Genomic DNA, 12,190 nt, shown 5'->3' with positions numbered 1-12,190 from the left:
ACTCCTTCCATGTTCCGCCTACCGAGTTAGCTGTCGGGTTCGGGCGGGTGGTTCGGAAGGGTTGCCCTACGACCCTTGTCCCGTAAGGGAGTTGGGCCGATTCACCCCAAGGTCGGTGGGTCCCCGGCTCCGGCTGCCGCACGGGCGCGCCGGACTCGACGGAGGCCGCACGGCCCGGCGACGTTCGCCGGTGGGGGTCGGGCGGCCTGACCGGAACGCTAGCCAACGCGTGTGGCCCCTGTGAAGGTTGGTGGGTGATATGCCCGATACATTTTCGTGACCTTTGCTTGGTGGCTCCGTCGAGTACAGTCAATCCGTATCTATATGAGCTACATTGTCCGTAATCTATGCCCGCAGACCGGCCGCGTTCTAAGGAAAAGGAAGCCGAGGGAGCTGGAGTGAAAAGGATCTCCGAAACTCCGGGGCCCGGGCGACGGCTGTGGGGGTACTCGTCGTCGTCCGGGCCGGCTCCTGCGGATCAGGCGGTGTGTCGGTGCGTCAGGAGACGTTGACCGCGCTCCAGGCCGCGGCCACGGTGGCGTACTCGGGGCTGGTGGCGCCGTAGAGGTCCTTCGCCGCGTTCAGAGTCGCGGTGCGGGCGCCCTTGTAGTCCGTGGTGGAGGTCATGTAGACGGTCAGCGCCCGGTACCAGATGGCGGAGGCCTTCTTGTTGCCGATGCCGGTGACGGTGGAGCCGTTGTACGTCGGGCTGTTGTAGGTGACGCCGTTGATCGTCTTGGTGCCGCTGCCCTCGCTGGCGAGGTAGAACCAGTGGTTGCCGACGCCCGAGGAGTTGTGCACGTCGAGCCGGCCGACGGACTTCGACCAGTAGTCGGCGGAGCGGCCGTCCAGGGACGGCTTGTCGAAGCGGCGCAGCCACGGCGGGGTGGACTGGTCGCTGAAGAGGTAGTCGGGGGTGTCGAGCGGGTTGTTGGCGTACCACTCGACCATGGTGCCGAGGATGTCGCTGGTGGCCTCGTTCAGGCCGCCGGACTCGCCGCTGTAGCGCAGGTTGGCGGTGGCCGAGGTGACGCCGTGGGTCATCTCGTGGCCCATGGTGTCGAGGTCGACCTGCTCGGGGTCGGTGGTGCCGTTGCCGTCGCCGGTCATCATGCAGAAGCAGGTGTCCGACCACTGGGCGTTGTCCCAGTTGGTGCCGACGTGGACGAAGACCGTGGCGCCGCGGCCGTCGTTCTTGATGCCGTTGCGGCCGAAGGTCGACTTGTAGTAGTCGAACGTCTCCGCGGTGTTGGCGTGCGCGTCGACGGCGGCGGTGGCGCGGTCGGTGGAGAACTTCTTGCCGTCGCCCCAGATGTTGTCGGCGTCGGTGAACAGGGTGCCGGACGTGCTCTTCAGGGAGGAGGACGAGATGTTGTGCGCGTCCTTGGTGATGTGGCCGCGCACCGGGTCGATCAGGGCGAAGGTGCCGTCGGCCTGCTGGGTGGTGTCGATGCCGACGTCACCGGTGTATTCGGAGTGGCCGGTGCCGGTCGCCTCGTGCTCGGCGTCGTAGTTCTCGATCGCCTTGCCGGTGGTGGCGTCGGTGACGAAGACCTCGCCGTGCGGCTGACCCTTGTCGCCCAGGCCCTGCACGGTGGTGCGCCAGGCCAGGCGGGGGGTGCCGTCGGCGGCCCACACGATCAGCTCGGGGGTGGACTTGGCGTTGCGCACCAACCCGTGCGAGCGCTTCAGGGCGCCGGCCGAGGCGCCCCTGGCGTCGACGGCGGGAGCGACGGACTTGAGCGTGACCTTGTGGGCCTTGGCGCGGGTGGATCCCTTGAGCGAGCCGTCGGCCTTCTGGTGGACGACGAAGTCGCCGCCGACGACGGGGAGGCCGTGGTAGGTCCGTTCGAAGCGGACGTGCTGGGTGCCATCGGCGTCGATGACGACGTCCTTGACGTGGAGTCTCTGGCCCGGGCCGAAACCGAAGGTGTCGGCGTGCCGGGCCACGTTCGCCTTGGCCTGGGATATCGCCGAGTCGCGGACGGACGTTCCGCGCTGCACCGCATGTGTCTGCGAGTGCGCAGGTACCGCCATCGCACCCGTGGTGATGACACCGGCGGCGACCATGGCGGAAAGGGCAAGAAGGGGACGGGGCATGACGGGGTGATTCCTTCGCTCGTCGTGGGGTGACGACGTCTGTGGACGTTGGCTCGTCGTGGGGTGACGACGTCCTTGGACGTTGACGCGAAGTGTTCACCAGGTGACATGTTCCTGACGTGACTCCATCTGGGATATAACCGCGGAGTTATAGGGCATGGGGAACTGTGGCCCGGCCGGTCACGTGCCCTCGCCGAGGGCGAACTCCTCGCCCCCGTCCTGCCACCAGGCCAGGTACTGCGGCCGCTGCCGTACCAGCGACAGATAGGCGGCCAGCACACGCTCGCATGCCTCGTCGGCGAGCTCGGGCAGAACCGATTCCGTGTTCCACGCCAGCAGCAGCCTCCGGTGGAACGGAACGTCCACGAGCGGCCGCTGCACGGTGCCCGGGGCAGAGACATCGGCGGTCGGCCACACACCGCAGACGGCACGCCGGCCGGCGACCAGGATCTGCGCCACGGACAGGTCCGGCGTCACATGGGCGATGCGCGGAGTGAATCCCGCTGACCGACAGGTGAGATGAAGGTACGCATGCACACCGCTCTCGTCGGCCTCCGGCATGACCCACTCCTCGCCCGCCAGCTCATGGAGACCGACCCTCTCCTGGCGCGCCAGCGGGTGGTCCTCGGCGAGCAGGACGAAGACCGGCTCGCGGAGCAGTGTCCGCGTCGCCACCGACTCGCCGACCGGAAGAGGGAAACCCGGGAACTCGCCGAACACCGCGATGTCGCATTTCGACTGGCTCAGCGATTTCACCAGGGTGTGCACGGAACGGCGGGCGTCTATGGTGAGCCGGCGTTCCGGGACGAGTTCGAAGAGGGCGGAGACCAGCAGGGAGACCAGGGGGCCGGCGGTTCCGCCCGCCCTCAGCGGCGCGGCGGCATGCCTGTCTGCCTCGGCCGCCGATCGTGCGTACTCGCGCAGCCGGTCGAAGCCGACGACGAGGTCACGGGCGCAGCGCAGAACGTACTGACCGTTCTCGTTCGGCTTCACCCCGTCGGCACTGCGGATGAAGAGCGGGCCGCCCAACTCGTGTTCGATCCGCTTCAGCTGAGCGCTCGTGGCCGGCTGAGAGAGCTGCAGCCGTGCGGCGGCCCTGCGGATGCTGCCTGCCTCGGCGACAGTGAGCAGGACACGGAGGTGCCGGAACTCGAGGTGCATGAACACTCCCCGCTCAGCGCGGGGGACCCCTGCACCCCCCATGACCAGCAGAACCAGTTGCCCGACGGCATGGTGACCAAGAGTCCGACGGACCCGTGGGTGTGGCAACCACAGGACGGTAAAACCTACGTTCAGGTCATCGGGCCGACGAGTATCGTCCTGGCGGCGACACCGTCACTCCGAGGCGTAGTACAGCCGGAGGAACTCCCCCATCGCCGCGTCGACGCCGGCGCGGTCGCCGGTGGCGAGCAGGTCGAGCAGCAGACCACGGACGGTGGCGAGTCCCAGCCTGGCGCGGTTCCGGGCCGTGGCAGGGTTTGCCCCCGCGGCCATCTCGGCGGCCACGAGCGGCTCCAGCCAGTCCGTCACGAGCCCTTCGAGAACCGGGACGGCCTCGGGGCGACCCCGCAGTGCATGGCCGCAGATCTCGAAGAAGAGCCGCTCCTGACCGGCCAGCCCGGGGTCCGTCAGCTGCTGCCACAGTCGCCACGCGACATCGGCGGGTGAGAGACCGGGCTCGAGTCGGAGCCGGGACAGCAGTTCGCGCTGGCGCCGCTCCGACGTCCTGACGATCTCGACGAGCAGCTGCTCCTTGGAGCCGAAGTAGTGGATCAGCATGCGGTGACTGACGCCGATCGCTGTGCCCAGGCGGCGCAGGCTCAGGTCCGCGATGCCGTGTGCTGCGACGTGGTCGACGGCCGCGGCCACCAGCTGGGCGCGCCGGTCCCCGGCCGTGCCGTGCGCGGCCTTGTCCTCGGGATGCACGTCATCCGTGTTTGCCACGTCGCGAGTGTACCAATCGGTACATGGTGCATGTACCGTGTGGTACATGCAGCCTGTCACCGTGTCGATCGACGTACCGCAGACACCCGAGCAGGTCTACGACTTCCTCGATGTCATGGCTCACCACGAGCGATTCACCAACCACTACCTGACGGACTGGCGCTACGGCGGCCCCAGCCGCGGCGTCGGATCGCGCGCCACGGTCACCGCCGCGCTGGCCGGCACGAAGACCGACGTCACCATCGAGGTCGTCGAGTCCGACGCACCGCGGCGCATCGTCGAACGCAACGTCAGCGCGGCCGGCCGGCGCCGTGCGCAGGGCATCTACACCGTCGAACCGCTGCGAACCGGTGGGAGCCGTGTCTCGTTCACGTACACCTGGGCGCGCGCCCCTCTCACCGACCGCCTCCTGGCACCCGTCGTCCGGGCCACGATGCAGCGCGCCAACCGCACGGTGATGCGACGGCTGGCCGCCGAGTTGGCTCGCCACGTCTCCCCTGCCGGCTCCTGACAGCGGTGTGTGTCCCGACTGTCCCGCCCGACTCAGGACCCGAGCCCCCGCGGCGGAGCAGCCCAGGCACCCCGACCTGGGCTCCCCGGGCCGGAGGTTCGCCATCAACCACGTTCACGCGCCGGGTGTTGGCACGGAAGCCGGTGGTCGGCAGGGGCGGGATCATGAGGAGGTGGTGATCGGCGGCATCTGGTTCGTCGGCCTGCCCCGAAGAGTGGGGCATGGGCGGGCCTGCGCCAGGCAGGTACCCCGTCGGGTGTGCAACCGCGCACTACATCGGGAAGCGACAGGGGCCGCCCGTACGGGAGCGCGGCGCCGGGGCGGGGAAGACGCCCGCGCGGACGAAGTGGTCCACGGTCGCTGCGAACAGCTCGCGGTCCAGCGGGGCCGGCCGGGTACCGGGGAGCAGGGCCCTGGTCGGCGCGGTGTCGTAGTGCAGGGCGGCCTCCCCGCTGCCGCCGCGCAGGGTGCCCAGGAGGGTGAGTCCGGCCGGCAGCCGACGCTCCTCGGCCCGGGTCCGCCAATCGGCGGCGGTGGCGTCGCCGATGCGGTACCCCAGGTCGCGCAGCCACCCGATGGCCGTGCCGAGCGGAAGGCGCTCGTCGGCCGCGATGTGGAAGGTGCGCCCCACGGTGTCCGGGCGGCGGGTGAGGGCGACGACCGCCTCGCGGACGTGGTCGACCGGTACGAGGTCGAAGTCCGGTCCGTCCACGGTCGGCGCCAGCCCGCCCTCGGCACAGGCACCCAGCAACAGCCAGAAGTAGTCGGCCCGTTGGCAGATGCCGGTCGTGGTGTCCGCCGAGATCCGGGTGGGCCGGTGGACCGTGACCGGCAGCCCCCGGGCGGCGGCCCGGGCGACGAGGGCCTCGGCCACCCACTTGCTCTGGGCGTAGCCGTGCCGGAGCCGCTCCGGGCCGGGCAGGTCCGCTTCCGGGTGGGCCAGCGGGTCGCCGCCCGGCTCGGGGGCCAGGACGCCCACGGTGGAGATGTGGTGCAGGGCGACGCTGCGGTGCCAGGCAGCCAGGCGCAGCAGCTCGGTCGTCGCGTCGACGTTGACGGCCTTCAACCGCGCGTACGGATGTGCCAGGTTGACGGCGGCCGCGCAGTGGTAGACGGCGTCGGCGAGGCGGGCGAGTTCGTCGTAGCGGTCCGCGGTCAGCCCCAGGCGGGGCGCGGACAGGTCTGCGGGGACGGCCTCGATCCGCTCGGCCAGGCCGGGCCGCCACAGCGCGTGCGCGCGCATCGCGGTAACCACCCGCTCGTACGCGGTCCCGGCGTCGGCGGCACGGACGAGGCAGTGCACGCGGGCGTCCGTACGCAGGAGGAGTTCGTACAGCAGGTGCACGCCGAGGAAGCCGGTGGCCCCGGTCAGGAGCAGATGGCGCGGCTCGGCGATCCACGGCTCGGTGGTCGCCGCGGGCCGGATGTCCGCAGGCAGCACCGCGTCCCGGGCCAGATCCGGCACGGTGTCGGCGTCCACGACGGTGGCCGCCGAGACGCCGGTCCGGTCGTCCCCGTCGTCGGCCGTGCCGCGGGCCAGCTCGGCCAGCCCGGCGGTGAGCGCCGCGACCGTCGGGGAGCCGAAGACGGCGTGCGCCGGGATCGGCAGTCCGGTGGTCGCGCGGAGCGCGAGGACCAGGCGTACGGCGAGCAGCGAGTCGCCACCCGCATCGAAGAAGTTCACCCCGGCGTGGGCGGGCCGCCGGCCGAGCACCTCCCCCCATGCGGCGGCGACGGCCCCCGCCGGCCCGGCCACCGAGGCCCCGGACGCCGGAGCGACACCATCATGCGTGAGGCCGGAGGCCGCAGGGTCGTCGGCACCCGTGCCGGCGCCGGGGTCGCCGCCCGCGTCGGCGTCCGAGTCGAGGCCGCCGTCCAGGGCGAGCCGGTCCAGCTTCCCGGTGGCCGTGCGCGGGAACTCCGCGTGCACCACCACCCGGGACGGCACACAGGGCGCCGGCAGTACCGCGGCCAGCGCGCGGCGAATCTCCTCCGGTGCGCACGGCTTGGCCGGCCGGGCCGGCCCCGGTGAAGGCAGCGGCCCCGTCCCACCCGCACCGGGCGCCGGCACCACATGGGCGCGCAGTCGCGGCCCCGTCGGGCCCGGGACCACGGTGACGGCCGCCTGGCCGACGCCCGGCAGTGCCCGGAGCGCGGCCTCGACCTCGCCCGGTTCGACGCGGTGGCCGCGGATCTTGACCTGGTCATCGTTGCGGCCGAGGAACTCCACCAGTCCGTCCGGGCCGAACCGTCCCACGTCACCGGTCCGGTACAGGCGCCCGCCCGGCGTCCGGGGATCGGGCCGGAACCGGTGCGCGGTCTCCTCCGAGCGGCCGAGGTATCCGGCCGCGACCGGCACCCCGCCGACCACGATCTCGCCCGGCACCCCCGGAGGCACGGGCCGGCCGGCCCGGTCGAGGATCTCCACGCGGGCGCCCTGCACCGGACGCCCGACCGGGGGCCGCGCCGGCCAGCGGTCGGGGTCGCCGGCCAGCCTGTGGGCGGTCACCACATGGGTCTCCGAGGGTCCGTACTGGTTGTCCAGAACCGCTCCCGTACCGGCGAAGAACTCCCGCACGGCCGGGGTCACGTGCAGCTGCTCGCCGGAGGTGACCACCTCGGCGAAGGGGCACCGCAGCCCGGTGGCCGCCGCGTAGTCGGCGAGCTGCTGGAGCGCCACGAACGGCAGGAAGACCCGGTCGGCCCGCTGCGAAGAGGCAAGTGCGAGCAGCCGCTCGGGGTCCCGCCGTGCATCCTCGGGGACGGGCACCAGGGTGCCGCCGGCGGCCCAGGTGGCGAAGAGTTCCTGGAAGAAGACGTCGAAGCCGATCGGGGCGCAGCTCAGGGTGCGGGCCGGGGCCGCGGCACCCCAGCGGGCGCGCTGCCAGTCCACCAGGTTGGCCAGACCGCGGTGGTGCATCGCGACGCCCTTCGGAACGCCGGTCGAGCCGGAGGTGTAGACGACGTACGCCAGGTCGTCCGGCTCCGCCGCGTCCACCGTCACCTCCACCGCCGCGTCCGCCGCCTCGGCGCAGACCGTCGGTTCGTCCAGGTACAGCACACGCGGCCCGCCCGCTGCGGAGGGCACCGGTCCCGGGGTGTCGGTCCGGGTCAGCAGCAGCTCGGCCCCGCTGTCGGCCAGGACCAGCGCGGTCCGGCCGGCCGGCAAGGACGGGTCCAGCGGGACACAGCACGCCCCGCTCCGGAGCACCGCCAGCACCGCGAGGGGCACGTCGGCACCGGCGTTCCGGTCCAGGCGTACGGCGACCCGGGTGCCGGGCCCCGCGCCGAGCCCGGCCAGCCGGCCGGCGAGCCGCCGGGACGCCGCGTCCAGCTCCGCGTACGTCAGGGATCGCGCCCCGTCGGTCACGGCCGGCCGGTCCGGGGTGCGGGCGACCTGGCGGGCGAACGCCGCTGGGACGGACGGGAGTTCGCCCACGGCGGCCGGGCCCTGCGTGAACCCTCCGCCCACCTGGTCGAGTTCGTCCTCGGCCAGCATGCGCAGGTCGCGCAGCGCGGTGCCGGGACGGTCCACCGCGTCCTGGAGCAGCGCGGTGAACCAGGCGGCGATGCGCCGCGCGTACGGCTCGTCGTAGAGCGTGTCGGCGTACGTCAGCATCCCCAGGTAGCCGCCGTCCTGCGGCACCAGGTGGAAGAACAGGTCGAACTTGGCCGTGCCGTGGTCGGCGCGCACTTGCTCGGCGGTCACGCCCGGCAGGTCCAGGCCGGGAGCCGCCGCGTCGTCGACGGTGAGGACGACCTGGAAGAAGGGGAAGCGGGCCGCGCTGCGGTCGGTGTCACAGGCCCGGACGAGGTGGCCGAAGGGGATGTCGCGGTGGGTGACCGCGTCCCAGACGGTGTCCTTGGTGGATTGCAGCAGGTCGGTGAACGGCCGTGCCTGGTCCACCTGTTGGCGCAGTGGCAGCAGATCGGTGAGGCAGGCCAGCAGGGGCTCCAGGGCGGGGTCGTCGCGCCGGGAGACGGGGGTGCCGATGACCAGGTCGTCCTGGTCGGCGGTCCGTGCGAGGAGTGCGGTCAGCGCGGCCGCGATGACACAGAAGGTGCTGGTGCGGTGGTGCCGGGCCAGTTCCCGGACGCGGCGGCCGGTCCCGGCACCGACCCGGAAGCGGACCTGGACGCCGCGGTGGCCCTGGGCCGCCGGGCGGGGCCGCAGCGTGGGGACCGTGGATTCGGCGGGCGTGTCCGCCAGCAGCGGGCGCCAGTGGGCCAGCAGTTCCTCGTGCTCGGCGGCGGGCCGGGACCGCTGGCGGCGCGCGTAGTCGGTGAACGGGAACTCCACCGGCGGCAGTTCGGGCGCCTCCCCGCGCAGTGCGGCCCGGTAGCGGGCGCTGAACTCCAGGTCCAGCAGGCGGAAGCACCAGCCGTCGACGAGGGCGTGGTGCAGGGTGACGGCCAGCACGGCGTCGTCCGGCCCCAGGTGCAGCAGGGCGGCCCGCAGGAGCGGCGGGCGGGTCAGGTCCAGGGGCCGCGAGACGGTCTCGGTCAGCACCCGGTCCAGTTCCTCGGGCCGGACGGTGCGCTGCTCGACGGCGACCGGGCAGGGCGGGCCGACGTATTGCACGGCCTGCCCGTCGACCAGGGCGAGCCGGGAGCGCAGGGTGGCGTGCCGCTCCACGATGCCGGTCAGCGCGGTCTCGACGGCCCGGTGGTCGACGGGGCCGCGCAGCCGGTGGTTCCAGGATTCGGTGTAGCGGGACTTCCCGTCGTGGAGCTGGTCGTTGAGCCAGATCGACTCCTGCTCGTACGTCATGGGATGCGCGTCCGCCTCGGCGTACGAGGGGCCGGTGGGGGTGGCGGCGGAGGGGTTCACGAGGTGCTCCGGGCGGCGGTGGGCAGGGCGGAGAGGGAGGAGAGCAAGGCGGCGGGATCGACCTTGCCGTTGGCCGTGACCGGCAGGTAAGGCACTCGGTAGACGGCGGTGGGCACGCTGTAGTGGGGCAGCCGCTCGGCCAGCGCGTGGCGGATGTCGGCGGCGGTCAGCTCCTGGGACCACGAGGTGTAGAAGAGCGCGAGGTGGTCGGGCGTGCCTGACGCCTCTGGGCCCGGCACCGGCAGGACATGGCAGTGCCGGATGCCGGGCACGGTGGTGGCCACGCGCTCGATGCCGGCCGGCTCCAGCCGGTGCCCGGCTATCTTGACCTGCCGGTCGGAGCGGCCGAGGAAGTGCAGCACTCCGTGGCGGTCGTACTCGCCGCGGTCTCCGGTCCGGTAGGCGCGTCGGCGGACCCCGTCCTCGGTCAGGGTGGTGAATGCGGCCCGTGTGGCGCGCGGGTCCGCGAGGTAGCCCTGGGCCAGGCCGTCGCCGGTCAGCCAGATCTCGCCGTCGACGAGGTGCGTCCGTGTCCCGGGCACGGGCCGGCCGATGGGGACTCCGTGCGGCAGGTCGCAGTCCTCGGGCCGGACGGTGTGCGTGGTGGCGAACACGCAGCTCTCCACGGGCCCGTAGCCGTTGACGAGGACGGTGTCCGGGTGCCGTGCGAGGAAGGACCGCACATGTGCCGTGGAGAGGGCTTCGCCGCCGGTGAGCACGGTGCGCAGCCCGCGGAAGGAGTCGATGTCCTCGTCCACGAACAGGTTGAACAGGGCGGAGGTGAGCCAGAGCGTGTCCACGCCGTGGTCGCCGCGCAGCGTGCGCAGGTCGTCGGGCAGCAACCGGTCGGTCCCGGCCAGGGCGCAGGTCGCGCCGGTGGTCAGCGGGCCCCAGACCTCCAAGGAGAAGGCGTCCCAGGGGGTGGGCGCGGCCTGGGCCATGACGCGACCGGGGCCGAGGCCGGCAACAGGACGGTCCCAGAACAGACGCAGGGTGGCGGCGTGCGGGGAGAGCACGCCCTTGGGCCGACCGCTGGTGCCGGAGGTGAAGAACACCGATGCGACGGACGACGGCGGCACCACCGTGTGGACCGGTCCGGTGCGGCGCAGGGCGGCCTCGGCGAGGGTCTCCTCGGGTGGGGCCCAGCGGGCCCGGCCGACGCCGGCCGTCTCGGCCAGGGCTCCCGATGCGACGAGGACCGGCCCGCCGAGCCTGCTGACGCTCTCCCGGAGGCGGTGGCCGGGCTGTGCCGGGTCGAGCGCCGCGTACCCCGCCCCGCACTTGAGGATCGCCAGCAGGACCGCGATCAGCCGGGCCCCGCGCGGCAGGCGGACGGGGACCAGGTCGCCGGGGCGTACGCCGTGCTCCCGCAGGGCTGTTGCATAGGTGTCGGCCGCGTGGTCCAGGGTGCGGTAGGTGACGCGCACCGGGCCCTCGGTGAGAGCGACGGCGTGCGGCCGGATCCGCGCCTGCCGGGCGACCGCGGCGTGCAGCAGACGGTCGCCGCCCGCCATGTTCTCGGGCGGCACAGTCTCAGGCGGCACGGCCGACACCCCCGCCGCGGCCGCCGGTACAGTCCGGTTCGGCGGATCGGCCGAGGAATTCCTGGAGCGTCGCGCTCTCGAAAAGGCCCTGCGGTAGAACGGGAATTCCTGTTCCTTTACGCAGTCGCGCGCAGATGCGCATCGCATGGAGGGACGTTCCGCCGAGGTCGTGGAATGCGTCCGAGAGCGTAATTCCGGACCGACCCGTCACCTCTTCCACGATGCCGAGGAATTCCGCCGCGGGAATCACGGAAGCGACGACGGCGTCCACGGGCTTCGCGTGGAAGAGGGTGCCGCACGCCCGGTCGGCCAGGGCGTCGGCGACCCTGGACGCCGCGGTCACCCGCACGGTGATCCCGGCCTCCGTGGCCGTCCGGGCGGCGGTGACCTTGGTGGCCATGCCTCCGGAGCCGAGCCCGGACCCGGGGAACGACAGGTCCAGGCCGTCCAGTTCACGTCCGGTGCGCACCTCCGCGATGCGCCGGCTGCCGGGCAGCCGCGGGTCGGCGTCGTACACCCCGTCGACGTCCGACAGCAGCACCAGGCGGTCGGCCCGGACGAGCCCCGCCACCAGGGCGGCGAGCCGGTCGTTGTCGCCGAAGCGGATCTCGTCGGTCGCGATGGTGTCGTTCTCGTTGACCACCGGCAGCACGCCCAGCGCCAGCAGCGCGTCCAGGGTGCGGCGGGCGTTGCCGTACCGCCCGTCCTGGGCCATGTCGTCATTGGTGAGCAGAACCTGGCCCACCCGGATCCCGTAGCGGGCGAAGGAGGCGGTGTACCGGGCGATCAGCAGGCCCTGCCCGACGCTGGCCGCCGCCTGCTGGTGCGCGAGGTCCTCCGGGCGGGTGGTCAGACCGAGCGGGGCCAGACCCGCCGCGATGGCGCCCGAGGACACCAGCACCAGGCGCTCGCCCCGGGCACGGGCCGCGGCCAGTGCGTCGACCAGCGCGTCCAGCCGCTCGGCGTCCAGGCCGCCGGCTGCCGTGGTCAGCGAGGACGAGCCCACCTTGACGACGGTCCGACCGGCAACGCTCCGGCTGACGACGGTTCGCTTCACGACGGTCCCCGCGCCCTGCTCCCGCGGTGTCGTCCGCTCACGTGTGTGCACGACCGATTCCCCCCTCACGAGGCGTGTTTCCCATTGGAGTTGGCCGGTGATCACCGGCGCGTTTCTTTCTATCAGCGGGTCGCCGCCCGGCCCGGCGCGCAGCTGACAGGAAACTGCCGGTGGGGTGCAGCTTCCTGATCCGGACGCATCTG

7 protein-coding genes and 1 riboswitch are annotated in these 12,190 nt (G+C 72.5%); of the genes, 1 reads left to right on the top strand and 6 read right to left on the bottom strand.

The genetic code is table 11. The annotated features are described in order from the left end of the window. A riboswitch (cyclic di-AMP (ydaO/yuaA leader) is annotated at window positions 1-157 on the bottom strand. Between the two features lie 341 nt (window positions 158-498). From ACZ5DS_RS33870 to ACZ5DS_RS33860, 3 genes are all read right to left on the bottom strand, one after another. Next, window positions 499-2,100 (bottom strand): M4 family metallopeptidase, encoded by a 1,602-nt coding sequence (locus tag ACZ5DS_RS33870; protein ID WP_468246204.1) that lies wholly within the window; start codon window positions 2,098-2,100, stop codon window positions 499-501. Between the two features lie 180 nt (window positions 2,101-2,280). Next, window positions 2,281-3,261, bottom strand: a complete 981-nt coding sequence (locus ACZ5DS_RS33865; RefSeq protein ID WP_468246202.1) for a LysR family transcriptional regulator — start codon at window positions 3,259-3,261, stop codon at window positions 2,281-2,283. Between the two features lie 174 nt (window positions 3,262-3,435). Continuing rightward, window positions 3,436-4,044: a TetR family transcriptional regulator gene (locus ACZ5DS_RS33860; RefSeq protein ID WP_468246199.1), complete on the bottom strand. Its 609-nt coding sequence runs from the start codon at window positions 4,042-4,044 to the stop codon at window positions 3,436-3,438. A gap of 46 nt (window positions 4,045-4,090) precedes the next feature. Between ACZ5DS_RS33860 and ACZ5DS_RS33855 the strand changes: the two genes are divergently transcribed. Further along, complete coding sequence (locus ACZ5DS_RS33855; RefSeq protein WP_468246197.1) at window positions 4,091-4,555, top strand: SRPBCC family protein; 465 nt, start codon at window positions 4,091-4,093, stop codon at window positions 4,553-4,555. A 271-nt stretch (window positions 4,556-4,826) separates the two neighbouring features. On the opposite strand, the gene ACZ5DS_RS33850 is transcribed toward ACZ5DS_RS33855, so the two are convergent. From ACZ5DS_RS33850 to proB, 3 genes are read right to left on the bottom strand one after another with little or no spacing between them, the layout of a single operon-like run. Then, window positions 4,827-9,386, bottom strand: coding sequence for a non-ribosomal peptide synthetase (locus tag ACZ5DS_RS33850; protein WP_468246195.1), 4,560 nt, complete (start codon window positions 9,384-9,386; stop codon window positions 4,827-4,829). Then, on the bottom strand, window positions 9,383-10,930 hold the full coding sequence (locus ACZ5DS_RS33845) for an AMP-binding protein (protein WP_468246192.1): 1,548 nt from the start codon (window positions 10,928-10,930) through the stop codon (window positions 9,383-9,385). The genes ACZ5DS_RS33850 and ACZ5DS_RS33845 overlap by 4 nt, the downstream gene beginning before the upstream one ends. Next, window positions 10,920-11,987: a glutamate 5-kinase gene (gene proB / locus ACZ5DS_RS33840; RefSeq protein WP_468246293.1), complete on the bottom strand. Its 1,068-nt coding sequence runs from the start codon at window positions 11,985-11,987 to the stop codon at window positions 10,920-10,922. Before proB ends, ACZ5DS_RS33845 begins: the two co-directional genes overlap by 11 nt. Window positions 11,988-12,190: the final 203 nt, after the last annotated feature.

The sequence above is a fragment of the Streptomyces sp. NPDC031100 genome, assembly GCF_055570785.1.
Note: the sequence above shows the minus strand (reverse complement) of the source record. Positions and strands in the feature narration are given on the sequence as shown.

What these genes read in the sequence shown, in the direction of transcription:
- ACZ5DS_RS33870 (WP_468246204.1), bottom strand. Translation starts at nt 2,100, where the DNA reads ATGCCCCGTCCCCTTCTTGCCCTTTCCGCCATGGTCGCCGCCGGTGTC.
- ACZ5DS_RS33855 (WP_468246197.1), top strand. Translation starts at nt 4,091, where the DNA reads ATGCAGCCTGTCACCGTGTCGATCGACGTACCGCAGACACCCGAGCAG.
- ACZ5DS_RS33865 (WP_468246202.1), bottom strand. Translation starts at nt 3,261, where the DNA reads ATGCACCTCGAGTTCCGGCACCTCCGTGTCCTGCTCACTGTCGCCGAG.